This is a genomic window from Pseudomonas sp. R1-6 (assembly GCF_051132115.1).
In the GTDB taxonomy this organism is placed as follows: domain Bacteria; phylum Pseudomonadota; class Gammaproteobacteria; order Pseudomonadales; family Pseudomonadaceae; genus Aquipseudomonas.
Window position 1 is genome coordinate 2,085,023 of the sequence record NZ_CP071662.1, and the last position, 25,154, is coordinate 2,110,176.

Below are 25,154 nucleotides of genomic sequence, written 5' to 3' on the forward strand. Positions count from 1 at the left end.
ATCGGTGACTGAGAAACCGCTTTCGCGAGCAGGCTCGCTCCCACATCGGATGTCCAGTCAATAGAAGTGGGCTGCCGGTTACGTCGGGCACGTCTCCTGCCCGTTATCCAGCCCTTGCTTGTAATTCTGGCTGGTGAGGCTGGCCTTGCCGTTGTGCCACGTCAGGGTCAGTACATACAGCGAATCGAAATCGCTCGACGCCCAATCGTCGGTAATCTCTTGCCGTTTGCCCACCGCTTCACCAGCGACCTTATTGATCAGCTCCGGCAGGTAACCATGGGACCAGGCGGTGTAGATGGTGGAGTTGTGGTATTTGTCGTCCAGCAGTTCGTTTGCCAGGTCGCTGGTGTCGTTGGCTGAGTATTCGATATTGACCGGCAAGCCCAGCTTGATGGCACTGGGGCTGATGGTCATCAATGGGCGGATGTAACTATAGGAATTGTCCAACTCACCCTCTTCGACGTTTCGGGTAGGGTTGGCGGCGAATACATAGTCAGCTTTGCCGAATTTTTCCGGCAGCAGGGTAGCCAGGTCGATGGCGCGGTTGAGGCCTTGGCAGTTGAGCTGGCCGAGGCCTCCGGCGGGTTTCTCGGCGTGGCGCAAGAACACCAGGGTCTGGACACCGTCGGCTGGCTGCGCGCGGCTGACGCTGGATTCCAGCGACAGCACCAGTCCACAGGCCACAAGCAGCGTCGGCAGCACCAGCCACGAACGGCGTTTGAGGTAACGGGTGAATCTCTGTGGGTTCATCATGGGATAGACGTCTTCGATGCTCTCGATTCAGGCTGACAAACCCCGGCACCGCGAGGCCCTGGGCCCGGGTGTTTTCCTTGTCGTAAAGCCGCTTCGATTTCTCGGGGCCTCTCTCTGAGTCCCTTCTCGCCCTTTGGTTCGATCCTGGCCGATGCGCTGTTTTTAGCGGCATGCCGTCAGGAGATGAAGCGAATGTTAGCGACAGGATGTTGCGGATTTAAGAATGGGCGACGGCCCAAAGCTGGATCAGCTGATTTATGCTTCAGCTTTCTGGCTGACTCTGGAACCCATTTCATGCCCAACCTGACCCCTTTTCCCATCACCCAAAAATGGCCCGCCCAGTACCCGGAGTGGATCCAGCTCTACTCCCTGCCGACCCCCAACGGCGTAAAAGTCTCGATCATGCTCGAAGAGATTGGCCTGCCGTACGAGCCCCATAAAGTCGATTTCGGCAGTAATGACCAATTGTCGCCCGAGTTTCTGTCGCTGAACCCCAACAACAAAATTCCAGCCATTCTCGATCCCCACGGTCCCGGGGACCAACCGCTGGCGTTGTTCGAATCGGGGGCGATCCTGATCTACCTGGCGGACAAGAGCGGCCAATTGCTCGCACAGGAATCGGCGGCGCGCTACGAGACGATCCAGTGGCTGATGTTCCAGATGGGCGGGATCGGGCCGATGTTCGGGCAACTGGGGTTCTTCAACAAGTTCGCCGGCAAGGACTACGAGGACAAGCGACCGCGCGACCGTTATGTCGAGGAGAGCAGGCGCCTGCTCAAGGTGCTCGATGGCCGTTTGCAGGGGCGGGACTGGATCATGGGCGAGCGCTACACCATTGCCGACATCGCGACGTTTCCGTGGGTGCGCAATCTGCTGGGATTCTACGAGGCGGGTGACCTGGTGGGCATCCAGAACTTCCCCAACGTGACTCGGGTGTTGGAGCGTTTCCTGGCGCGGCCGGCAGTGACTCGCGGGTTGAAGATCCCGGAATGACTGGCACCAGGGCTCGCTGACTGAGGGATTATTGCCCGGTCGGTAACACTCTGTTTTCCGAGCGCCGTTTGTGCCCTGGCTGGCCAGGGCATAAGCTTTGCCTCGTGATTCAAACCTGACCCCGGAGTCCCATGTCCAGCCAGTTCCCCGAAGCACGTCCACGCCGTCTGCGCCGCAACGCGAGCTTGCGCAGCCTGTTCCAGGAAACCGAGTTCACATTGAACGATCTGGTGCTGCCAATCTTCGTCGAGGAAGAGATCGACGATTTTGTGCCGATCAAGAGCATGCCGGGTGTGAGGCGTATCCCCGAATCGAAACTGGCCGGCGAAATCGAGCGCTATGCCCGCGCGGGTATCAAGTCGGTGATGACCTTTGGCGTGTCTCATCACTTGGACAACGATGGCAGCGACACGTGGAGCGAGCGTGGCCTGGTATCGCGCATGGCGGGGATCTGCAAGGACGCCGTGCCGGAAATGGTGGTGATGTCCGACACTTGTTTCTGTGAATACACCGATCATGGCCATTGCGGCGTGCTGCATGGCGATGAAGTGGATAACGACCGCACCTTGGTCAACCTGGGCAAGCAAGCCGTGGCGGCGGCGCGCGCCGGTGCCGATGTCATTGCGCCGTCGGCGGCCATGGACGGGCAAGTCCAGGCTATTCGCAAGGCTTTGGACAACGCGGGCTTCAGCCAGACCGCCATCATGGCCTACTCCACCAAGTTCGCCTCGGCGCTCTACGGGCCGTTTCGCGAGGCTGGCGGCAGTGCCTTAAAGGGCGACCGCAAGAGCTACCAGATGAACCCGATGAACCGTCGCGAAGCCTTGCGCGAGTCGTTGCTGGACGAGCAGGAGGGCGCCGATGCGTTGATGGTCAAGCCGGCAGGGGCCTACCTCGATATCATCCGCGACATTCGCCAGGCGTCGAACTTGCCCTTGTCGGCTTACCAGGTCAGCGGTGAATACGCGATGATCAAGTTTGCCGCCCAGGCCGGTGCCATCGACGAGGCCCGCGTGGTACGTGAAAGCCTGGGCGCGATCAAGCGGGCCGGGGCAGACCTGATCTTCACCTACTTCGCCCTGGACCTGGCCTTGAGCGGAATCTAACCCAGCACCGTACTAGAAAGATGATGGACCTGTGTCGAGGGACTTTGCTCCCGCTCGGCTGCGAAGCGGTCGTAAACCGTCGGACTCGGTGTTTCTGTTGCTGCGCATTGGGCGGGTTTTGGGGCCGCTTCACGGCCCAGCGGGAGCAAGCTCCCTCGCCACGGGTTTGCAGGTGGCCTTGAGTGAACGGCGTTGCCTTGTAGGAGCAAGCTTGCTCTCTATTGGATTTCTACCGGCTTTTGGTCGTATGGTTGCTCCCGAACAATGGATCTGATGGAGCACCATGCATTTCACTCGATTGACGATCAGCCTCGCCGCTTCGCTGGCCCTGGCCGGTTGCGGCACTCGCCAGGCCCAGGAGCCTGAACGCCAGCCTGCCGAAGTCAAGGCGCAGATCGTTCGTTTGTTGCCGGCCAAGACCGCTGATCGGGCAGGCTGGGCAACGGATATCTACGTAGCCTTTTCGGCGCAGCAGATCCCGCCCACGACGCAGAACATCTGTTCGGTGCTGGCGGTGACCGAACAGGAATCCACGTTCCAGGCCGATCCGGCCGTGCCCGGGCTGGGCAAGATCGCCCGGCAGGAGATCGACCGTCGCGCGGCCAAGGTGCACATTCCGGGGTTCCTGGTCAGCGGCGCGCTCCAGGTGCGTTCGCCGAACGGTAAAAGCTACAGCGACCGTCTGGACGCGGCGCGAAGCGAGAAAGAACTCAGCGCGATTTTCGATGACTTCATCAGCATGGTGCCGTTGGGCAAGACGTTGTTCGACGGCTTCAATCCCGTGCACACGGGTGGCCCGATGCAGGTCAGCATCGCATTTGCCCAGGCCAATGCCCGGGATTATCCGTACACGGTGGATGGCTCCATTCGGCGGGAAGTGTTCAGTCGTCGTGGCGGCATGTATTTCGGCATCGCCCATTTGTTGGGCTATCCGGTGAGCTACACAGAGCCGCTGTACCGGTTCGCCGATTTCAATGCCGGGTGGTATGCCAGTCGCAACGCGGCGTTTCAACATGCGGTGAGTCGCGCTTCGGGTATTTCTTTGGCCCTGGACGGCGATTTGATCTTGCATGGCTCGATCATGCCGGGCAGCACGGAATTGGCGGTGCGCACCTTGGGCAAGTCCCTGGGGATGCGCAACCCGACCATCCGCGATCAGTTGGAGCTGGGCGACAGCCTCGCCTTCGAAGACAGCAAACTCTACAAGCGTGTATTCGAACTGGCTGAGAAGGCCGAGGGCAAGCCGCTGCCTCGGGCACTGTTGCCGGGCATTGTGCTCAAGAGTCCGAAAATCACACGCAAACTGACCACCGCATGGTTTGCCAAGCGCGTGGACGAACGTTATCAGCGCTGCATGGCTCGGGCTTCGGGGCGCTAAAACTTCTGGCCATGAAAAAGCCCGGCGGTTAAGGCCGGGCTTTCAGGGGGATGACTTGCAAGCGGGTTGGACCGTCATGGCAAGGGGCTGTCCTCGCCATGACTCGTATTGAACGTCGTTTGGAACCGGGTCAGGCATTGCGTGAAAACCACTCATGCACGGTTCTGAGCCAGACGATCGGAGCCACCTTCGGCGACGCGGCGTTCCAGCAGACGATCGGAGCCACCTTCGGCGACGCGGCGTTCCAGCAGACGATCGGAGCCACCTTCGGCGACGCGGCGTTCCAGCAGACGATCGGAGCCACCTTCGGCGACGCGGCGTTCCAGCAGACGATCGGAGCCACCTTCGGCGACGCGACGTTCCAGCAAGCGGTCGGAGCCACCTTCGGCGACGCGGCGTTCCAGCAAGCGATCGGAGCCACCTTCGGCGACGCGGCGTTCCAGCAGACGATCGGAGCCACCTTCGGCGACGCGGCGTTCCAGCAAGCGGTCGGAGCCACCTTCGGCGACGCGGCGTTCCAGCAGGCGGTCGGAACCACCTTCGGCGACGCGGCTTTCGATCAGGCGGTCGGAGCCACCTTCGGCAACGACGGGTTGGGAAGTGGCGGCGAATGCGTTGGCGGCCAGTACCGAGAAAGCGAAGCTGAGGATGATTTGGCGTTTCATGATGGTGTGCTCCGGGGTGTGTTGTTTGTGTGGGGCCATTGTTGCGCCGGGCAGGGAGCATGAGAACTTCATTGACGTGATGGTGAACATCGACGGCGGTGATAGCTCGTTGCAGGTGTGTCAGTCAGATTGATGGAACACTCACGGACCAGGAAGCTCTACCGGCATAATCCCTTTTGCAGGAGGCAGGTGCATGTACCAGTTATTCGGTCACAGCCAGTCCGGCTCGGCAGCTGTCGAGGTCGCCTTGAACCTATGCGGGGTGCCTTATCGACGCGTCGATACCTATTCGACCGAGGACAACGAGGCCGCGAAAGAACTTGAGGCGTTGAATCCTCAGAAGCAGGTCCCGACGCTGCAACTGCCGGACGGCTCGGTGTTGACCGAGGCGGCGGCGATCCTGATTCACTTGGGGTTGTCTTTCCGAGAATCAAAACTGTTGCCGGAGGATCCGGCCCAGCGCGCGCAGGTCATACGTGGCCTGGTCTATATCGCCGCCAACTGCTACACACCCATTGGCATTATCGATTTCCCCCAGCGCTGGCTGCCTGATGCGGACGAACTCACCCAGGAACGTCTGGTGTCGGGCACGAAACAGCGCCTGTATCGCAACTGGGCTCTGTTTGCCGACCAGTTTGCAGCGTCACCCTTTCTCGGCGGCGCCGAGCCCGGCGCGCTGGATATCCTGGCGGCGGTGATCACGAAATGGGTCGAAACCCGGGAAGCGATGCTCAATGCCCGCCCTGAGTTCCATGCCTTGCTGGCGCGCATCGACCACCACCCGCGAGTCGCTCCAGTGCTTTCACTGCATTGGCCCGATTGAATCAGGGGCAGGCGTTGCGCGATGCCGCTTGCCCCACGAGGTCGACCAACTGCCGGACGTTGTTTTGATGCCCCTTCACCAAGTCGTCGATATTGCCCGTGGCCGGTGTTTGCAGGCTACTGCGACAGGTGAGGGCGTGGGCGTCGCTGCCCAGCGTGCGCAGTCGCCATTGCACGTCCATGCGCGCATACCGACCGGGAATCGAGTCGAAGCGCTGCACGTCGACCCGCAGCAACCGCTTTGGCGCACCGGGGTTGCTCAATTGCTCGTCAAGGCTGCTGCGTAGTTCGTCCGCCAGGCTTGAGCCCCACCATTCGGTTTCGAGGATGGCCAACCCGCTGTCGCCCTGGCGAATCACCATCTGGGTGCGATCCACTTGCGGTGGAACGCTGAGTTGCTCGATCTGGATATCCACGCCCGCATGCACCTGGCCCGCCGGTTGGACCGGGCTCAGGGTGTGATAGTGGATAGGGTCGCTGCGGCAGGCGCCGAGGAGCAGCGCCAGGGCAATCAACGAACATCTCAGCGTCAGCGGCATCGAGCGTGCTCCTGTCATCATTCTTTCACCGGAAAAGTCAGGTTTTGCGCCGGGGCGTCCTTCGGACGGCCGCGAAGCAGCGATTCAGGATGTCGGCTCAGGTAGTCCGACAGCTCGCGCAGCGAACGGGACATGCGGCCCAGGTCATCCAGGGTCTGGGTCAGCTGTTCACGCTGCGGCGAGTCTTCCGCCAACGTAGAATTCGCCGATTGCAGGGTCTTGCTCACGTCCTGCAAGGTGCTTTGCACGCCCGGCAGGGTCTTGTTGTTGAATTGCGAGAGTCCTTTGCGCAGCTCCACCAGATTGCCGTCCAGATTGCTGGCGATGCTCTCCAGCGGCAGCTTGTTGATGCGCTCCACCACCGTTTGCAGCTGTTCCTGCAATTGCTGCAGGCTGCCCGGGATCGTCGGGATCCGCAGGGGGCGGGCGGCGAGGTCGAAGGCGACCTTTTCCGCTTTGGGGTAGAAATCCAGGGAGATATACAACTGCCCTGTCAGCAGGTTGCCGCTGCGAGCCTGGGCGCGCAGGCCCCGTTCGACGAAACTGCCCACCAGCCGGGCAGCGGCGGCTTCGTCTTCCGGATCGTAATCCAGCGATTTGAGCAGTTTTTCGTGGGCCTTTCCCAGCAGTTGGGGGTAGATCACGATGCCGACATTGATAGGGAACGTGCGCTGCTTTTCGTCGAAATCCAGGTTCATGGCGACGACACGGCCGATCTCGATGCCCAGGAACTCCACCGGGGCCCCAACGCGCAAGCCGCGCAAGGCCTGGTCGAAGCGTAAAGCCAGGAATTGCGCCTTGCCACTGGGCGGGGCGAGGGCGCTCTGTTGGTCGGCGAACAGCTCGAAATTCTTGTCTTCGGGCGCGGGCGTGTCGTTGGGGCTGTACTCCGGGGCCCTGAAGGCGATGCCGCCGACCAGCAGGGCGGAGAGGGATTCGGTCTTGACCGCGAAACCGTTGGCGCCGACGTTCACATCGACACCGCTGACGTTCCAGAAGCGGGTGTTCTCGGTGACGTAGGCATCGTTTGGCGCATTGACGAACACTTCGATATTGACCCCCTTGCCGTCGGCGTCCAGGGCATAGGACACCACTTGGCCCACCGGGATCTTGCGCAAGTACACCGGCGAGCCGATGTCCAGCGAACCGAGGTCCTGGGAGTGCAGGGTAAAGCGCTTGCCCGGCTCTCCGTAAGTGATGGGGGGCGGGGCCTCCAGGCCGGTGAAGGACTTGGCGCGCACGGTGGAGTGGCCGGCGTCGGCACCGATGAAATCCCCGGACAGCAAGGTATCGATCCCGGAGATACCGCCGGCGCCGATACGCGGCCGGACCACCCAGAACACCGAGTCTTCATGGGTGAACGTGTCCGCGGTCTTGGCGAGCTTGACGGTGGCGGTCACATTCTTCTGGTCGGCGCTCAGTTGCACGTCGGTGACCTGGCCGATGACCACGTTGCGGTATTTGACCGGGGTCTTGTTCGCGGTGAGGCCCTCGCCCGTCTTGAAGGTGATGGTGATGGTCGGGCCTTCCTGCAGCCAGTTATGGACCACCAGGGACACCCCCACCAGCACGGCGATGATGGGCACGATCCATACCAGCGACACCGTCCAGCGACGGCTGGTGACATGGGCCCGGCCCGGTGCGGGCTGTCCATCAGTGGCTTGCGACTTCATCCATGACCTCCTCGGATGGTTGGGTATCCCAGATCAGCCGTGGATCGAAACTCATGGCCGACAGCATGGTAAACAGCACCACGAGACCGAAGAACAGTATTCCCGGTCGCGGTTCGATGTCGCTCAGGGCCTGGAATTTCACCAGCGCCGCCACCAACGCTACGACCAGCACATCAAGCATCGACCAGTAACCGATGACCTCCACCAGCCGGTACAGCTTCGCTCGCTGGACCTGGGCCCAGGTGCTGCGCCGCTGCACGGTCACCAGCAGCAGCGTCAGTACGACGAACTTGATGCCCGGTACGGCGATGCTGGCGATGAAGATGATCAAGGCGATGTCCCAGGCGCCACTGTTCCAGAACTCGAGAACGCCGCTGATGATCGTGCTGTCCGCGCCATCGCCGAGCATTTGGGTGTTCATGACCGGCAGCAGGTTCGCCGGGATATAGAACACCAGCGCCGCCAGCATGTAGGCCCAGGTGCGGGTCAGGGTATCGGGTTTGCGCCGGTGCAGGGCGGCATCGCAGCGCGGACACGTCTCGGGCTCGTCGCTCATGTCGCACGCCAGGCCGCAGCTGTGGCACAGGCACAGGTTCAGGTCGCCGGCCCGGGGCGGGTTGCCTGGCAATGGCCCGTTCACAGGGTGTCCCAAAGGTCGCGGACATCGCGGCCGGCAATACGGATCATCAAGAGGCTCAAGGCCGCCAGGGCGAACAGGCCGATGCCGGGCAGTACATCCAGCAGGCCGGCAAGCTTGATCACCGCGACCAACGCACCCAGCAGACACACCTCCAGCATGCTCCACGGCCGCAGGGTTTCCAGGCTGCGCATGCACAGGCTGAAAGCCGGTGCCCGCCGCTTGGAATAGGCGTAGCCCAGCACCCAGAGCAGGAGCGCCAATTGGAAGGCCGGGGCGATGATGATCGCGACGGCGGCGACCAGGGCGATGAAGGTAATGGGGCCCTGGCTCAGGGCAACGACGGAGTCCCACAGCGTCGCGCTGTTGCTCAAGCCCTGGAGGCGGATGCTTATCACCGGATAAACGTTGGCGAAGACCCACACCACCGCCGCGGTGATGGTCAAGGCCAAGCGCTGTTCGATGGTCAAGCCGTTGTAGCGCTGGATCACGGCGTGACATTGCACGCACGCAGCTTTTTGATGCGGGGCGAGCTCAACCGGCTCGTACACCGCATCGCAATATTCACAGATGATCAGTCGTTCGGTAACGGCCATGGGGATGCTCGGCGGGGCAACTCCTTCAATATAGAAGTGAGTCGCAAATGAGCAACCCGCCCGAGCCGATCATTCGCCGCGAATGTATTGCTCCAGTTGTCGGATCAGGTCTGCTTGTTCGGCAATGGCCTCTTTCACCAGGTCGCCAATGGACAACAGGCCGACGAGCTTGCCGTCCTCCACGACGGGCAAATGCCGCAAGTGCTTTTCAGTCATGATGCTCAGGCACGTCTCGACGTTCTGATGGGGATCGATGGTGATCACGGGCGAAACCATGATGTCGCTGACTTTCGTGCCCACCGATGAGCGCCCGTGCAAGACCATTTTGCGCGCATAGTCACGCTCACTGATGATGCCCAGCACCTCGTCGTTCTTCACCACCAGCAAGGCACCGACGTTTTTCTCGGCCATGCGCATCAGGGCCTGCAAAACCATGTCGTCCGGTGAAATGGTGTGCACTTGCTGGTTCTTCTCGTCTTTTATCCGGAGCAACTGCGCGACGGTTTTCATGGGGAGCCCTCGGGTATCGTTTTTTGCGGGTGGTAAAAGAATCGTAGACCCAACGGCGAAGGGCAAGCGATAAAGCGGCAGTCAGTCGTCCAAAAGCGTCATGGCGGGTGAATTCACTCCTATCTAAAGTCATCCGCCGTTGTGGCGAGGGGATTTAGCGAAGCGTCGCGCCGCCCCGCTGGGCTGCGCAGCAGTCCCAAAAATGTCGACACGACATTCATCTGATGCAAGTTGCTTGAGGGGCTGCTGCGCACCCCAGCGGGGATAAATCCCCTCGCCACAGGTAGAATCAGCGCACATGCAAGTTTTGAGGTTTCAGCGGTGGATCTACAGCAGGGCTTCGTCCTGACCCGGCATTGGCGCGATACCCCGGCGGGCACCGAAGTCGAGTTCTGGCTGGCGACCGATGCCGGCCCCCGGCGCGTGCGCCTGCCGGTGCAGCCTTCGGTGGCGTTCGTGCCGCAAGTGCAGCGCGGCCAGGCCGAAGCGCTGTTGCAAGGGGAGAAGGACATCGAGCTGCGTCCCCTGGACCTGCTGGATTTCGAGCATCGCCCGGTGCTGGGCCTGTATTGTCGACAGCATGGACAACTGATGCGCCTAGACACCACGCTGCGGCGCGCCGGCGTGGACGTGTTCGAAGCTGATATCCGGCCACCGGAGCGCTACCTGATGGAGCGCTTCATCACCGCCCCGGTGTGGTTCGGTGGCACGCCATCGGCCGACGGCGTGCTGCTTGACGCCCAGATGAAACCGGCTCCCGAGTACCGCCCACCGCTGCGGCTGGTGTCCCTGGACATCGAAACCACCGCCCAGGGCGATTTGTACTCCATCGCCCTGGAAGGCTGCGGTGAGCGACAGGTCTATATGCTCGGTCCACCGAACGGCGATGATCGCGACGTTGATTTCCAACTCGAATATTGCGAATCCCGAACGCTGCTGCTCAAGAAGCTCAATGAGTGGTTTGCCCGCTTCGACCCCGACGCGATCATCGGCTGGAACCTGGTGCAGTTCGATTTGCGCGTGTTGCATGAGCATGCTCGTCGGTTGGCCGTGCCGCTGCGCCTGGGGCGTGGCGGCGAGGAAATGCAGTGGCGCGAGCATGGCGCGCGCAACAATCATTTCTTCGCCTCGGCGGCGGGCCGGTTGATCATCGACGGGATCGAGTCCTTGCGTTCGGCGACCTGGAGTTTCCCGTCGTTCAGCCTGGAGAACGTCGCGCAGACCCTGCTGGGCGAAGGCAAGTCCATCGACAACCCGTACCAGCGCATGGACGAGATCAACCGCATGTTCGCCGAGGACAAGCCGGCCCTGGCCCGCTACAACCTCAAGGACTGCGAGCTGGTGACGCGGATTTTCGCCAAGACCGATCTGCTCGAGTTCCTGCTGGAGCGCGCCAGCGTCACCGGCCTGCCGGCCGATCGCAGCGGTGGTTCGGTGGCGGCGTTCACGCACCTTTACATGCCGCTGATGCACCGCCAGGGCTTCGTTGCGCCGAACCTCGGCCAGCGTCCGCCCGAGGCCAGCCCTGGCGGGTTCGTCATGGATTCCCAGCCGGGGCTCTACGAATCGGTGCTGGTGCTCGACTACAAGAGCCTGTACCCGTCGATCATCCGCACCTTTCTGATAGACCCGGTGGGCCTGATCGAGGGGCTGCGCCATCCGGGCGAGCACGAGTCTGTCCCAGGCTTTCGCGGGGCGCGGTTCTCCCGTACCCGACACTGCCTGCCGTCCATCGTGGCGCGGGTCGCTGAAGGCAGGGAGACCGCCAAGCGCGAACATAACGCGCCCTTGTCCCAGGCGCTGAAAATCATCATGAACGCGTTTTATGGAGTGCTCGGCTCCAGTGGCTGTCGCTTCTTCGACCCGCGCCTGGCGTCGTCCATCACCCTGCGCGGTCATCAGATCATGCAACGCACCCGGCAGTTGATCGAAGCCCGGGGGCATGTGGTGATCTATGGGGACACTGATTCAACCTTCGTCTGGCTGCGCCGGCCCCATGGCCAGGAAGAAGCCGCGGCGATTGGCCGGGAACTGGTGGCTTACGTCAACGGGTGGTGGCGCGAGCACGTGCGTGACGAGTTCGGCCTGGAGAGCGCGCTGGAGCTGCAATTCGAAACCCATTTCAAGCGTTTCCTCATGCCGACCATCCGCGGCGCGGAGGAGGGCAGCAAGAAGCGCTACGCCGGCTTGGTGACCCGCGCCGACGGCAGCGATGAAATCATCTACAAGGGCCTGGAAACCGTGCGCACCGATTGGTCGCCTCTGGCCCGGCAGTTCCAGCAGGAGCTGTACGGACGGATCTTCCATCGCCAGCCTTATCAGGATTATGTGCGCGATTACGTGCGCCAGACGCTGGCCGGTACATTCGATGAGCGTCTGGTCTACCGCAAGCGCCTGCGCCGCCCCCTGGATGATTACGAACGCAACGTGCCGCCCCACGTACGGGCCGCTCGGCTCGCCGATGAGTTCAACGAACGCCAGGGTCGGCCTCGGCAGTATCAGAACGGCGGTTGGATCAGCTACGTTATCACCGTGGCCGGCCCCGAACCGCTGGAAACCCGCAGCGCGCCGATAGATTACGACCATTACGTGACTAAGCAACTACAGCCGGTGGCGGATGCAATCCTGCCGTTTGTGGACGATGATTTTTCGACTTTGGTCGGGGGGCAGATGGGGTTGTTCTGATGCCGCTGAGTGATGGGCTGGAGGGGGAGGCTCTTGTGGCGAGGGAGCTTGCTCGCGCTCGGTTGCGCAGCAGCCGCCTAAAGCGAGGGCCGCTTCGCACCCCAGCGGGAGCAAGCTCCCTCGCCACAGAACCTTCGATTCCCCAAGCTAAACCATCGCCAACCGCTGCTTGCCCTGGGGCTTGGGAAACACCAGGTCCAGCGCCGCCAGATCCTGGGGCTCAAGTTGCAGATTCGCCGCTTCGGCATTCAGGCGCACATGTTCAGGCTGCACGGCCTTGGGAATGGCGATCACATTGTCCTGGCGCAACAGCCAGGCCAGGGCAATCTGCGCCGGTGTCGCGCGGTGGCGCTCGGCGATTTGTTGCATGGTGTGATCCCTGAGCAGCTGCCCACCCTGGCCGACCGGGCAGTAGGCCATGATCGACATGCGCCGTTGCTGGCTCCAGGGCAGCAGGTCGAATTCGATGCCGCGCTCCTGCAGGTTATACAGCACCTGGTTGGTGGCGCAGTCGGACGCGTTCAGTTCTTCCATGTCGTCGACGTCGAAATTCGACACGCCCCAGCGCCCGATCTTGCCTTCTTCGCGAAGTCGTTCAAACGCTTCGACGGTTTCTTCCAGCGGGTATTGGCCACGCCAGTGCAGCAGATAAAGGTCGATGTAATCGGTGTCGAGCCGCCGCAGACTGCGCTCGCAGGCCAGCGGAATGCCTTTGCGGCTGGCGTTGTGGGGGTAGACCTTGCTCACCAGGAACACTTGGTCACGCAGCCCGGTGATCGCTTCGCCAACGACTTTTTCGGCGCCGCCCTCGGCATACATTTCGGCGGTGTCGATCAGGGTCATGCCCATTTCAATGCCCAGGCGCAGGGCAGCCACTTCTTTTTTGTGATAGGACGGTTCTTCACCCAGGCGCCAAGTGCCCTGGCCGATTACCGGCACGGACACGCCGGCCAACTCCAGAGTTCTCATTCACATCTCCTGTCGTGCGGGTCGATTAAGCTGTGGCAGCAGAATAGACCAGGCGTTCAGGTTTGATTCGCGCCGCAATGCAGCGGGATGCTCTAGGGCCGAAATGCATGACGCAAAGCGCCACGGGAGGCGTCCCCACGCGCAACGTGGGAACGCTCGGTTGGCAGGAGGGTTATTCCGCCGAGAACTTCAGCACCATGGCCTGGGTGTAGGTCTGGCCCGGATCCAGCCGCGTGGTCGGGAAGTCCGGCTGGTTCGGCGAGTCGGGGAAGTGCTGGGTCTCCAGGGTAAACGCGCCCCAGTGCGGATAGACCTTGCCTTGCTTGCCCTTGACCGTGCCATCGAGGAAGTTGCTGGTGTAGAACTGCACACCGGGTTCGGTGGTAAAGAGCTGCAGCCGTCGCCCGGACTTCGGATCCTGGACGTCGGCGGCGAGTTTGTTTACGTCACCCTTGGCGTCGAGCACCCAGTTGAAGTCAAACCCACCCTGTTTTGGCTCGGCGAACTTCAACTGCGGATGATCGGCTTTGATATGGGTGCCGATGGCGGTTGGCTTGGTAAAGTCCATCGGCGTGCCGGCCACTGGCGCCAGCTCGCCGGTGGGAATCAGCTTGGCGGTCACCGGTGTGTAGCGGGACGCGTGCAAGGTCGCGACTTGCTTGAGGATGTCGCCATTGCCTGCACCCGCCAGGTTGAAATAACTGTGGTTGGTCAGGTTCAGTACGGTCGGTTTGTCAGTGGTGGCCTTGTAGTCGATGCGCAGTTCGTTCTTGTCGTTGAGGCTGTAGGTGACGTCACTCTTCAGATTGCCGGGAAACCCCATCTCGCCGTCCTTCGACAGGTAGGTCAGGGTCACGCCGACCGAGTCCTTGTCGTTGCTCGGCTCGGCTTTCCAGACACGCTTGTCGAACCCTTGCGGCCCGCCGTGCAGCGAATTGTCCTTGTCGTTCTGTGGCACCTGGTAGCGCTTGCCATCCAACTCGAACGCGCCGCCAGCCAGGCGATTGCCGAAGCGGCCGATGGTCGCGCCGAAATATACATTGCCATTCTTCTGGTAGCCCTGGACATCGTCGAAGCCGAGCACGATGTCGTCGGTCATGCCGTTTTTGTCCGGCACGATCAGCGACTGGAGAATCCCGCCATAGGTGATGACGGTAGCCTCCATGCCGTTGCTGTTGCGCAGCACATATTTTTCAACCGCCGTGCCGTCGTCGGTCTTACCGAAAGCAACGCGTTCGTTGGTCAGGCCGGCGGCCTGTGAAGAGGTGGCAATCATCAGAGAAACTCCGAGGGCCGAGAGCAGGTGTCTGGATTCAAGCATGAGTGTGACCTTCCTTCCTGTTGTTTTTTTGTTGTTTTAACGCGGGTCGAGTCCGTTAATTGGTCGGACAGCGATGAAGGTTTTTCTGTTCAGTAGTCTTTCTATTTGCGGGTGGAGAAGGGATTTATAGCTATAAATTGAGATTTATCAATTAAAAAGTAAGACTAATTGATCGAGGCGAATCGTGACCAGACGTCAACTCTCGGGTAAGGCACTGCACTTTTAGGGTTTTTTCCGCTCTATCCATGGCCAGGAAGCGGCGAGCCCCACCGCTTCCCCATGTCCAGACGAGATTCGATGGCCGGTGTTTTACTTTCCGTGATGGTGTCGCCACGTCGCAGCAACCTGCTGTTGGTGGGCCTGTTGCTGTTGCTCAGCGGCGGCTGCACCCACCAGCAAGGCCAGGACATGGTTACGCAGTTCAGCAACGCCAAGCCCCAGGAATTCTTGCAGACCAGCGTGGACCGGATGGCCACGCTCTCGATGCACGACAACTTGCAGAGCCTTTACCTGCTGATGCACAAACTTTACCTGCGCAACCCGGAAGAATTGCGCAAGTCGGGCTTCCTCGACGTCCGCGTCGCCGTCAAGCAAGTGCGCCAAGCCATCGAGCAACAGCAGCCCTTGCCGACCTTGGGCAATAAAAAGGACCTGGCGGCCCTGAGCTATGCCATGAGCCCCGAGTTCCTTGGTGATAGGGTCGGTGCGTTCATCTACGCCATTGGCAGCATGCTGGTCACGGCCCACGGCAATCGCCTGGAGTTCTACATGACCGACACCATCGATCCGCGCTTCGTCAGCAACGCTGCGCGCAACATCGAAAAGGCAACCTGGTTGCTGGGCCAGCGGCAGAACAAGGACGGCTCGCCGATGCTGTTTTCCAACGAAATCTCGGAGGAGGGCAGCAACCTGAGCTTTGCCGTCGAGTTCGGGAAAATCGTTGCACGCCTGGACCTGGTGACGCAGATGCTCGACGAGCGCTACCGGCGGATAGGGCTCAACTATGCACAGAGCCTGCTGTTCCTGAATTTCCTGCCCGTCCAGTGATCAAAAATGGAATAAAGATAGATCACATCGATATAGGGGGTTATAAGAAAAATCGCTATGCTCGCGGCCAGATTTTTCACGCGGTCGCGCTGAGACGGGTTTGATGGATTTCGGTAATTTCGGTTTAGTCGTAGCGGGCCTGGTGGTCGGTTTCATCGTCGGGATGACCGGCGTGGGTGGCGGATCGCTGATGACCCCCATTCTGCTGTGGTTCGGCATCAACCCCGCGACGGCGGTGGGTACGGACCTGCTGTACGCGGCCATTACCAAATCCGGCGGCGTGCTGGTTCACGCCAAGAACCGCAATATCGACTGGTCCATCACCGGTTGGCTGACCTTGGGCAGCGTGCCGGCGGTCGGGCTGACCCTGTGGTTCCTCAGCAGCCTGAACAGCTCGCCAGACGCGATGAACGCAGTCATCAAGCAAGCACTGGGTTTTGTGTTGTTCGCCACTGCCCTGGCGATCCTGTTTAAGAAACGCCTGCTCCAATTCGCCCACGATCGCGCCGGCGGCCACTACAACCCCAGCGGCTCACGGCTCAACGTACTCACTGTGATTACCGGCTTGGTGCTGGGCACGATGGTCGCGTTGACCTCCATCGGCGCCGGCGCCCTGGGCACTGTCGCGCTGTTCATCCTTTATCCGTTCCTGGTCACCAGGCGCCTGGTGGGGACCGAGATTGCCCACGCCGTGCCGCTGACCCTGGTGGCCGGCCTGGGCCACGCAAGCATGGGCAACATGGACTGGCACATCCTCGGCTTCTTGCTGATCGGTTCACTGCCGGGCATTTACCTGGGCAGCCATTTGTCGGGACGTATTTCCGATGAACTCCTGCGCCCTTGCCTGGCGGTGATGTTGGCGATGATCGGCTTCAAACTGGCGTTCTGATTTGCTCGGAGTCATGGGCCGATAGGCATAGTCATACCTGTAAACCAGGTACTGATGAGGCCACGATCCATGAACAGCCCAGCCAGAGATCTGCTGCAACGCCTGCGCCGTCGTCGCGTCGAACCTCGCTCCGACATCGCCGACATTCTGCGTCATCACGCCGAACCGCTGCCCGCCGAGGACAGCCCGGCGTTTGGCGAGATGTTCGATCGCTTTGCCGACGCGAAGGTCTTGCTGATCGGCGAAGCCAGCCACGGCACCCATGACTTCTACCGCACCCGCGCGGCCATCACCCGGCACATGATCGAGCATCACGGCTTCGGGATCGTCGCCGTCGAAGCCGACTGGCCCGACGCCGGGCAAATCGACCGCTGCGTGCGTGACCTCGGACCCTCGGCCTGGAAACAGCAGGCTTTCGCCCGGTTTCCAAGCTGGATGTGGCGCAACACCGACGTACAGTCCTTCGTCCGCTGGTTGCGCGATTACAACCTGGAGCAGCCGGGCGATCGGCGCGTGGAGTTTCGCGGGCTCGACGTCTACAGCCTGCGGCACTCGATCGACGAAGTGCTCAACTACCTCGATAAGGCACACCCCCACCTGGCCCGCGGCGCCCGGCATCGTTATGGTTGCCTGACGCCTTGGCACGACGACCCGGCGCTTTACGGTCATTTCACCGAACGCGGCAACCTGGCGACCTGCGAGGACGCGGTGGTCGAGCAGCTCAACACGCTGCTCGCCGAGCGCCTCGATCCCCTGATCGAGGATGACGAGAGTTTCTTCAGCGCCATCCAGAACGCCCGGGTCGTGCGCGCCGCCGAACAGTACTACCGGGCCATGTATCGCGGCGGAAAATCGTCCTGGAACCTGCGGGACCGGCACATGTTCGACACCCTGCAGAGCCTGATGGAACATCGTGGCCCCGATGCGAAAGCGGTGGTCTGGGCGCACAACTCCCACATCGGCAATGCCGCCGCGACCCGCATGGGTTGGGAAGGTGAATTCAATATCGGCCAGTTATGCCGCATGGCTTACGGCCGCGACGCGGTGCTGTTGGGCATGGGCACTGATCATGGCAGTGTGGCGGCGGCCGATGACTGGGACTCACCGATGAAAATCAAGCAGGTGCTGCCCGCATTGGCCGGCAGTTGGGAGCGGGAATTCCTGAATGCGGGTGTTCGCGCATCGCTCACGGACTGGCGGACTAATCCTGACGAGGCACTGCTGGACGCATTGTCCGAGCCCCTGCTCGAACGCGCTATCGGCGTGATCTACCGCCCTGAAACCGAACGCCAGAGCCATTACTTCGAAGCCGTATTGGCCGAGCAGTTCGATGCCTGGCTCTGGTTCGAGCAGACCGAAGCGGTCACGCCATTGCCAACACCTCACACGCTTGAGCACGAGGAAGACACCTTCCCGTTCGGCCTTTGAGCGCTTCGTGACGCGGTTGCGCTATGGGGCCGGTGGCCTAAGCTTCAAGGCAGGCAGCTGCGGTAACGGGCGACTCTCGCGGAACAATCGCCGCCATGTGCAATCAGTACAGCGTAAATATCAAAAGGAGAGGCGCATGCTTATTCGGTCGTTGACCTTCGCTACCTTGCTGGCCTTTGCTGGCCCCTTGTTCGCCGCTGATGGCGACTCGCCCCTGGTGGCGGAGGTGGGCAAGACCCGCCCCTTGATCATTATCGCGCCCAGCTCCGTCGACCCTGCATGGTCCACGTTGAAAGCAGAGCTCGAAAAGCCAGAGGGCAAGCAGGGATTCTCCGAACGAAACATGATGCTCTACACCGTTTTCAACACCATCGGAAAACGTGATGGCAAGGATCTGGACCCGCAAAGCACCATGGCACTGATCCGTTCTCTCAAGCTGGGAGCCGGTGCGCTGCCCAAGATCATCCTGGTGGGCAAGGATGGGGAAAAGAAGCTTGAGCATTCCGGCGCGATCACATTGAGCGAGCTGTTCGATGCTGTCGACAAATTGCCTGCGGCTGAAAAGGAAGCCGTGGCGCCAACCCCGCTACCCGAGCCAGAACCCGCGCCGGCCAAGGACGCGAAAGGCGCCAAGCCGGGCAAGGCGGCCAAGCCCACCAAGCCCGCGGCCGCGCCGAAGGCGCTGGAGGATTGACCCTCTATAACGCCGAATTTACGTGGCGAGGGAGCAAGCCCCCTCGCCACAAAAGCAGACTTCATTGTCGTTCCAACGCCGCCAGGATTTTGTGGGCGGCCTTTATCCGTTCTTCGATCGGGTAGTTCTTGTTCGCCAACATCACGATCCCCAAATCCTTTCCAGACACGAGCGCCGCGTATGCGCCAAAGCCGTTGGTAGAGCCTGTCTTATTGATCCAGCTGCCGTCCGGCGCCGGGCGGGGCGGGTTGAGCGGTTCGACTTTCTGTGGGGTCAGGGCCATCTGCGGGGTATTGCCGGCGAGCAGGTCATCCACGGTGAACGGGGCAGGGTAGAACTCCCAGCCCAAGCCCTGGGTCATCCCGCCGACCCGATAGAAACCCATGTGGGTCGTGGCGATGGCTTGCTTCAAGGCTTCCTCCAGCTTTTGCGGTCGCAGGTTGGCCTCGACGAAACGAATGAGGTCCGCTGAGCTGGTCTTCACCCCATACGCCTCGGAATCCAAGGCGCCAGGTCCGACCCGCACGGGCTTGCCATCCTTTGCATAGCCCTGGGCGTATCGGCCCGATTGGTCTTGCGGCACCCGTACATAACTGTGTTTGAGGCCCAGCCCCGGCATCAGGGTTTGTTCCATCACGTCATCGAATGACTGACCCAGGGCGCGGGCCGCCAGATGGCCAAACAGGCCGATGCTCGGGTTCGAGTAGAGCCGTTGGGTGCCGGTCGGGTAGAGCGGTTTCCAGGACTTGTAATAGCTGAACATCCTGTCGGCATGGTCTGCATCGTCGGGAAACTGCAAAGGCAGCCCGCCCGCCGTGTAGGTAGCGAGATCGAGCAGGCGGGTGTTTGCCAGCGCTGCTCCGTTCAGCTGCGGGGCATAGCGACCGGCGGGATCCGACAATTGCAACTTGCCTTGGGCCTGGGCATAGGCGCCGAGCGTGGCGGTGAAGGTCTTGCTGATCGAGCCGACTTCGAACAGGGTCTGGTCGGTGACGGGCTTTCTCGTGTCCTTGGAGGCAACGCCATAATTGAAGAACTGGCGCTGGCCGTTGTGGGTGATCGCCACCGCCATGCCCGCGATGTCCTGCTGTTTCATCAGGGGCTGGATAACGGCATTGACAGTTTCTTCGAGGCGTTCCTGGGCGACGCCGGTAAAAGAAAGGATCAGGAAAAAGCTCCCGGCGAGTATCGATTTGGCAATGTGCATGATGGACCGCTCTCGTTGGCCTTCCTTGAGGGACGGTCAATCTAGGGCGTTTTTAGCTGCCCGGCAATCCGCAGCAACGGATGCAGGCTGGGTTCCGAGCTGTCTGACAGGGACGTGGGAGCGTTCCCACAAAACGGTCCCGTCGACCGAAGGGCCCTGTCCTCAAGCGAAGCGACACAAAGCGGCCGCCGCCGGGTAAACTCGCGACTCTTTCCGAAGGAGTTCCCATGAGTTACTACCAGCCCGGCATTCTCGCCACCCCTGTTCCGCCTCAGGCCCGTCATCTGTTTTTTGCCCTGGAATCGGTCGAGGCACTGCCGGCTGCGATCGATAAATTGTTGCTGCAATTGGATGGCCGCGCGGTTGTCGGGTTTGGCGAGTCGTTGGTGCAAGCGTTGGGCGCCGAGGTCAAGGGGCTGCGGGCATTTCCTGCCCTGGCCGGTGTCGGCGTCGATAATCCCTCGACCCAGCACGCGCTGTGGTGCTGGTTGCATGGCGAGGATCGCGGCGAGCTGCTGCACCGCAGCCGCGCCATCGAAGCGGCCCTGGCGCCGGCCCTGCGCCTGGTGCAAATGAACGAAACCTTCCGCCATATGACCGGCCACGACCTGACCGGCTACGAAGACGGCACCGAGAACCCCCACGATGACGCGGCCGTCGCCGCTGCCCTGGCCCAGGGCGCCGACGGACTGCGCGGTGGCAGCTTCGCCGCGATCCAGCAGTGGCAGCACGATCTGGACGGGTTCGCGGCGATGCAGTCCCACGAACGCGACAACATCATGGGCCGTCGCCTGAGCGACAACGAGGAAATCGAAGAGGCGCCGGAGTCGGCCCACGTCAAGCGCACGGCCCAGGAAAGCTTTGCACCGGAGGCTTTCGTCGTGCGCCGTTCCATGCCGTGGATCGAAGGCGATCGCGCTGGGCTGATGTTCCTGGCGTTCGGTTTCTCCCTGGATGCCTTCGAAGCGCAACTGCGCCGCATGAGCGGCCTCGAAGACGGCATTACCGATGGCTTGTACCGCATGAGCCGGCCGATCACTGGCGGGTATTACTGGTGCCCGCCGCTGCTGGACGGGCGCCTGGACCTGCGCGCACTGGCTCGCCAGTCGGTGTCATCGCCCCGGTAAACCGGCCGCGTTGTGCAAATCGTCGGGTCAACGCTATTCTTGGGCCCGACGTGTTTGCGTGGAACGGGAGAGCAAGCGTGGATAAAGTCATCGTCATCACTGGTGGCGGGCGCGGGATCGGAGCGGCCACGGCGCTGCTGGCGGCGGATCAGGGCTATCACATCTGCATCAACTACCAGTCCGATGAAAACGCCGCTCAGGACATCCTCGAACAGGTCCGGGCCAAGGGCGCGCGGGCCATTGCGGTGCGGGCCGACGTGAGCATCGAAGACGAGGTGGTCGGCCTGTTCAACCGCGTCGACGCCGAATTGGGCCGTGTCACCGCCCTGGTGAACAACGCCGGTACGGTCGCCCACAAATCCCGGCTCGATGAAATGTCCGAGTTCCGCATTCTCAAAATCCTGAAGACCAATGTGCTGGGGCCGATCCTGTGTGCCAAGCATGCGGTGCTGCGCATGTCGCCCCGCCATGGCGGGCAGGGCGGTAGCATCGTCAACGTCTCGTCGGTTGCCGCCCGCTTGGGCGCGCCGGGGGAATACGTCGACTACGCGGCCTCCAAGGGCGCACTGGATACCTTCACCGTAGGCCTGTCCAAGGAAGTGGCCGGCGAAGGCATTCGCGTCAACGCCGTTCGCCCGGGCTATATCTACACCGATTTCCATGCCCTCAGTGGTGATCCTGAGCGGGTCAGCAAGCTGGAATCGGCGATTCCCATGGCGCGAGGCGGGCGTCCGGATGAGGTGGCGGAGGCGATTATCTGGTTGCTGTCGGACAAGGCTTCGTATGCGACGGGGACGTTTGTTGACCTTGGTGGTGGGCGCTGAGAACTGGGCGGTCTGCCCTGGCCTCATCGCGAGCAAGCTCGCTCCCACAGGGGATTGCGTTCCAAATGTGGGAGCGAGCTTTCTCGCGATGGCGGTAGTGCTGGCAAACCAAATATTAGAACGACCGGATAATCCGCCCCAATGTCTCCATCGCCTTTTCCGACGCCTCAGTCCAAGGCCCGCCATAGTTCAGCCGGATGCAATTCCTGAAACGTTGGGTCGGTGAAAAGATCGGCCCGGGGGCGATGCTGATGCCTTGCGACAATGCCATCTGGAACAGCTTCAGCGAGTCGATCTGCTCCGGCAGTTCCAGCCAGAGGAAATAGCCGCCCGCCGGCTGGCTGACGCGGGTCTGGGGCGGGAAATAGCGGCCGATGGCGGCGAGCATGGCGCTTTGCTGTTCTTCCAGGGCGTAGCGAAGCTTGCGCAGGTGCCGGTCGTAGCCGCCGTGTTGCAGGTAGTCGGCGATCGCGGCCTGGGCCGGCATCGAGGCGCACAGGGATGTCATGAGCTTGAGCCGTTCGATCTTCTGCGCATAGCGCCCGGCGGCGACCCAGCCGACGCGATAACCCGGGGCCAGGCTCTTGGCGAACGAACCGCAATGCATCACCAACCCTTCGGTGTCGAACGCCTTGGCTGGTTTGGGAGCCTGCTGGCCGTAATAGAGTTCGGCATAGACGTCGTCCTCGATCAACGGCACCTGGTGTTGGCGCAACAGCTCCACCAACGCTTGCTTGCGCGCCTCGGGCATGGTGGCGCCCATGGGGTTCTGGAAGCTGGTCATGCACCAGCACGCCTTGATCGGATGGCGCGCCAGCGTCTGTTCCAGCACGTCCAGGTCGATCCCGTCACGCGGATGCACGGGGATTTCCACGGCCTTGAGCTTCAGCCTTTCCAGCACTTGCAGGCTGGCATAGAACGCAGGGGCTTCGATCGCCACGAGGTCGCCGGGCTCGGTCACCGCTTGCAGGCATAGGTTCAAGGCTTCCAGGGCGCCGTTGGTGACCAGCAATTGCTCCATGGGCAACATCAGCCCACCGACCATATAGCGCAAGGCGATCTGGCGGCGCAGTTGAGGATTGCCCGGTGACATGTCGGTCACCACCACGCGTGGGTCCATGTCCCGGGTCGCGCTGGACAACGAGCGGGACAGCCGCTGCAACGGAAACAGCATGGGGCTGGGGAATGCAGAGCCGAACGGTACGGTGGCGGGATCCTTGATCGAGTCGAGCACCGAAAACACCAGTTCGCTGACATCGACTTCAGTGGACTCTTGCACCTGGCTGCTGATAACCGGCTCGCAGAACGGGCGCGGTGCAAGATTATTGACGAAATAACCGGAACGCGGCCGGGCCCGGATCAGGCCGCGTCGCTCCAGCAGGTAATAGGCCTGGAAAACAGTGGACGGGCTGACGCCGTACGTTTGGCTGGCGTAGCGCACCGACGGCACGCGCTGGCCGGGCCCCAGCATGCCGGAGCGGATCAGTTCAGCGATGTCATCGGCGAATTTTTCGTAGCGTTTCATGGCGGGCCCGGTCATAAGGGACATTGCATCTTAAAGGTTCACCGATTCATCGGCGCGACAAAACGGCTCTTGGCCACGCTGTAGACTTGCTGCTCGTCACTGTCGGCAACCTTGAAGGTCATTTCCTGGGAACCGCTGCGTGGCCGTTCGCTGAGCATCGCCACCGAGACTGGCACGTCGACGATTTCCCCCGGCGCCAGGCTCAGGCGTGTCTTGCCTTGCAGGACAAAGCCGTCGCCGTCCACCAGGGACAATTCATACGCCTGGTGTTGCTGGGTCTTGTTGATGATTTTCAGGCTATAGATGTTTTCGATCTGGCCCTGGCTGTTTTCACGGAACAGCCCACGGTCCTTGCTGACATCCAGCGACACCATGGGGCGCTCCGCCAGCGCCACCGCCAGAGCACCGATCATGACCAGCAGCACCGCCGTGTAGCCCACCAGCCGTGGCCGCAGCAGATGCGTCTTGCCTCCTTGCAGTTGATGCTCGGAGGTGTACTTGATGAGGCCACGGGCGTAGCCCATCTTGTCCATGATCGAGTCGCAGGCGTCGATGCACGCCGCGCAACCAATGCATTCCATTTGCAAGCCATCGCGGATATCGATGCCGGTGGGGCAGACCTGCACGCACATCTGGCAGTCGATGCAGTCACCCAGTCCGACATCGGCGGGATCGACCTCGCGTTTGCGTGGCCCGCGAATGTCACCACGGGCCACGTCATAGGAAATGGTCAAGGTGTCCTTGTCGAACATCACGCTCTGGAACCGTGCGTAAGGGCACATGTGCATGCACACCGCTTCGCGCAGCCAGCCGGCGTTGAGGTAAGTGGCCGCGGTGAAAAACAGCACCCAGAACAGGCTGACGCCGCCGATCTGCAAGGTCAGCAGTTCCTCGGCCAGGGGGCGGATCGGGGTGAAATAACCGACGAATGTCAGGCCGGTGAGCAGGCTGATGACGAGCCACAAAGTGTGCTTGGCCGAGCGCCGCAGGAGTTTGTTCAAGTCCCACGGCGCGGCTTGGAGTTTGATGCGCTGGTTGCGTTCACCTTCGGTGATTTTCTCGACCCACATGAAGATCCAGGTCCATGAGCTTTGGGGGCAGGTGTAGCCACACCACACGCGCCCTGCGAACACGGTGATGGCGAACAGGCCGAACGCGGCGATGATCAGCAGGGCGGACAGCAGGATGAAATCCTGGGGCCAGAAGGTCGCGCCGAAGATGTGGAACTTGCTCTCGGAAAGGTCCCAGAGCACCGCTTGGCGGCCGCCCCAGTTCAGCCATACCGTGCCGAAGAACAACAGGAACAGAATGCCGGCACCGCTGATGCGCAAGGTGCGGAACAAGCCGGTAAAGCTGCGGGTGTGGATCAGGTTGTCGGTGGTTCTGGACTTTGTTTTTGTGGGCGTGGGGTCGAAGGTCTGTATCAGTTGGGCGGGGATTCTTTCGCTCATGGTCGGTCGCTCATCAGCCGCTATCTGGCTGGGGCACTATGACCATTGAACTGTTTGCATAACAGGCTCAGGTGGGTTGATAAAAACCGGATCAGATGCGATGTAGCCCTCGCTTTGCGGCAGTTTGATGCGACTTCCGGATTGGTGTGTATATCCATCTCTGCGGTTGGTGGCTACTGACGGTTCCGCCCTTACGGCGGCTTACTTTTTTTCAGACGCCAAAAAAAGTAAGCAAAAAAGGCTTCGCCCCACCACTCGGCACCTCGCCTAGGCTCGGCGTTCCCTCACTCCGGCATTGCTCCGTGGGCCCGCCGC

Annotated in this window: 23 protein-coding genes; 11 read left to right on the forward strand and 12 right to left on the reverse strand. The window is 61.5% G+C overall.

Annotated features, from left to right (window positions below; genetic code table 11):
* Positions 1–78: 78 nt before the first annotated feature.
* Positions 79–753 (reverse strand): histidine phosphatase family protein, encoded by a 675-nt coding sequence (locus J3P81_RS09665; protein WP_434563409.1) that lies wholly within the window; start codon positions 751–753, stop codon positions 79–81.
* 294 nt (positions 754–1,047) lie between these two features.
* Between J3P81_RS09665 and J3P81_RS09670 the strand changes: the two genes are divergently transcribed.
* From J3P81_RS09670 to J3P81_RS09680, 3 genes are all read left to right on the forward strand, one after another.
* Complete coding sequence (locus J3P81_RS09670) at positions 1,048–1,746, forward strand: glutathione S-transferase family protein (protein ID WP_434563411.1); 699 nt, start codon at positions 1,048–1,050, stop codon at positions 1,744–1,746.
* A gap of 131 nt (positions 1,747–1,877) precedes the next feature.
* On the forward strand, positions 1,878–2,852 hold the full coding sequence (gene hemB, locus J3P81_RS09675; RefSeq protein ID WP_434563413.1) for a porphobilinogen synthase: 975 nt from the start codon (positions 1,878–1,880) through the stop codon (positions 2,850–2,852).
* A gap of 283 nt (positions 2,853–3,135) precedes the next feature.
* Complete coding sequence (locus tag J3P81_RS09680; protein ID WP_420764571.1) at positions 3,136–4,230, forward strand: DUF1615 domain-containing protein; 1,095 nt, start codon at positions 3,136–3,138, stop codon at positions 4,228–4,230.
* Between the two features lie 152 nt (positions 4,231–4,382).
* Here the strand turns inward: J3P81_RS09680 and J3P81_RS09685 are convergent, their stop codons facing one another.
* Complete coding sequence (locus J3P81_RS09685) at positions 4,383–4,895, reverse strand: phage infection protein (protein ID WP_434563415.1); 513 nt, start codon at positions 4,893–4,895, stop codon at positions 4,383–4,385.
* A gap of 193 nt (positions 4,896–5,088) precedes the next feature.
* On the opposite strand from J3P81_RS09685, the gene J3P81_RS09690 reads away from it, so the two are divergent.
* A complete protein-coding gene (locus J3P81_RS09690; RefSeq protein WP_434563417.1) occupies positions 5,089–5,718 on the forward strand; it encodes a glutathione S-transferase family protein in 630 nt (209 codons plus the stop codon).
* Between the two features lies 1 nt (position 5,719).
* On the opposite strand, the gene J3P81_RS09695 is transcribed toward J3P81_RS09690, so the two are convergent.
* The 5 genes from J3P81_RS09695 to J3P81_RS09715 all read right to left on the reverse strand — a co-directional run bounded on the left by J3P81_RS09695 (position 5,720) and on the right by J3P81_RS09715 (position 9,672).
* Positions 5,720–6,256, reverse strand: a complete 537-nt coding sequence (locus tag J3P81_RS09695; protein WP_434563419.1) for a PqiC family protein — start codon at positions 6,254–6,256, stop codon at positions 5,720–5,722.
* 17 nt (positions 6,257–6,273) lie between these two features.
* Positions 6,274–7,929 (reverse strand): intermembrane transport protein PqiB, encoded by a 1,656-nt coding sequence (locus J3P81_RS09700; protein ID WP_434563421.1) that lies wholly within the window; start codon positions 7,927–7,929, stop codon positions 6,274–6,276.
* Positions 7,910–8,569: a paraquat-inducible protein A gene (locus tag J3P81_RS09705; protein ID WP_434563423.1), complete on the reverse strand. Its 660-nt coding sequence runs from the start codon at positions 8,567–8,569 to the stop codon at positions 7,910–7,912. The genes J3P81_RS09700 and J3P81_RS09705 overlap by 20 nt, the downstream gene beginning before the upstream one ends.
* Positions 8,566–9,162: a paraquat-inducible protein A gene (locus J3P81_RS09710; protein WP_434563425.1), complete on the reverse strand. Its 597-nt coding sequence runs from the start codon at positions 9,160–9,162 to the stop codon at positions 8,566–8,568. The genes J3P81_RS09705 and J3P81_RS09710 overlap by 4 nt, the downstream gene beginning before the upstream one ends.
* A gap of 69 nt (positions 9,163–9,231) precedes the next feature.
* Complete coding sequence (locus J3P81_RS09715) at positions 9,232–9,672, reverse strand: CBS domain-containing protein (RefSeq protein WP_030138503.1); 441 nt, start codon at positions 9,670–9,672, stop codon at positions 9,232–9,234.
* 321 nt (positions 9,673–9,993) lie between these two features.
* Here J3P81_RS09715 and J3P81_RS09720 point away from each other — a divergent pair, with 321 nt between their 5' ends.
* Positions 9,994–12,357, forward strand: a complete 2,364-nt coding sequence (locus J3P81_RS09720) for a DNA polymerase II (RefSeq protein WP_434563427.1) — start codon at positions 9,994–9,996, stop codon at positions 12,355–12,357.
* Positions 12,358–12,504: 147 nt separating this feature from the next.
* Here the strand turns inward: J3P81_RS09720 and J3P81_RS09725 are convergent, their stop codons facing one another.
* Positions 12,505–13,326: an aldo/keto reductase gene (locus J3P81_RS09725; RefSeq protein WP_434563429.1), complete on the reverse strand. Its 822-nt coding sequence runs from the start codon at positions 13,324–13,326 to the stop codon at positions 12,505–12,507.
* Positions 13,327–13,498: 172 nt separating this feature from the next.
* Positions 13,499–14,647, reverse strand: coding sequence for an aldose epimerase family protein (locus J3P81_RS09730; protein ID WP_434563431.1), 1,149 nt, complete (start codon positions 14,645–14,647; stop codon positions 13,499–13,501).
* A gap of 297 nt (positions 14,648–14,944) precedes the next feature.
* Between J3P81_RS09730 and J3P81_RS09735 the strand changes: the two genes are divergently transcribed.
* From J3P81_RS09735 to J3P81_RS09750, 4 genes are all read left to right on the forward strand, one after another.
* Entirely contained in the window at positions 14,945–15,694 is a 750-nt protein-coding gene (locus J3P81_RS09735; RefSeq protein ID WP_434563433.1) for a hypothetical protein, read from the forward strand.
* A 103-nt stretch (positions 15,695–15,797) separates the two neighbouring features.
* A complete protein-coding gene (locus J3P81_RS09740) occupies positions 15,798–16,583 on the forward strand; it encodes a sulfite exporter TauE/SafE family protein (protein WP_434563435.1) in 786 nt (261 codons plus the stop codon).
* Positions 16,584–16,652: 69 nt separating this feature from the next.
* The gene (locus J3P81_RS09745) at positions 16,653–18,011 is read left to right on the forward strand and encodes an erythromycin esterase family protein (protein WP_434563437.1); all 1,359 of its coding nucleotides are present in this window, start codon (positions 16,653–16,655) and stop codon (positions 18,009–18,011) included.
* Between the two features lie 136 nt (positions 18,012–18,147).
* Positions 18,148–18,705 carry a DUF4174 domain-containing protein gene (locus J3P81_RS09750; protein ID WP_420764833.1) on the forward strand — a complete coding sequence of 186 codons (558 nt, stop codon included), beginning with the start codon at positions 18,148–18,150 and terminating at the stop codon, positions 18,703–18,705.
* Between the two features lie 61 nt (positions 18,706–18,766).
* Here the strand turns inward: J3P81_RS09750 and ampC are convergent, their stop codons facing one another.
* Positions 18,767–19,912: a class C beta-lactamase gene (ampC, locus tag J3P81_RS09755; RefSeq protein WP_434563439.1), complete on the reverse strand. Its 1,146-nt coding sequence runs from the start codon at positions 19,910–19,912 to the stop codon at positions 18,767–18,769.
* A 227-nt stretch (positions 19,913–20,139) separates the two neighbouring features.
* Here ampC and J3P81_RS09760 point away from each other — a divergent pair, with 227 nt between their 5' ends.
* Complete coding sequence (locus J3P81_RS09760; protein ID WP_434563441.1) at positions 20,140–21,039, forward strand: Dyp-type peroxidase; 900 nt, start codon at positions 20,140–20,142, stop codon at positions 21,037–21,039.
* A gap of 77 nt (positions 21,040–21,116) precedes the next feature.
* Complete coding sequence (locus J3P81_RS09765; protein ID WP_434563442.1) at positions 21,117–21,863, forward strand: SDR family oxidoreductase; 747 nt, start codon at positions 21,117–21,119, stop codon at positions 21,861–21,863.
* A gap of 115 nt (positions 21,864–21,978) precedes the next feature.
* On the opposite strand, the gene mapR is transcribed toward J3P81_RS09765, so the two are convergent.
* Positions 21,979–23,388: a GntR family transcriptional regulator MpaR gene (mapR, locus tag J3P81_RS09770; protein ID WP_434563444.1), complete on the reverse strand. Its 1,410-nt coding sequence runs from the start codon at positions 23,386–23,388 to the stop codon at positions 21,979–21,981.
* 38 nt (positions 23,389–23,426) lie between these two features.
* Positions 23,427–24,839, reverse strand: a complete 1,413-nt coding sequence (gene ccoG / locus J3P81_RS09775) for a cytochrome c oxidase accessory protein CcoG (RefSeq protein WP_434563446.1) — start codon at positions 24,837–24,839, stop codon at positions 23,427–23,429.
* Between the last annotated feature and the right edge of the window lie 315 nt (positions 24,840–25,154).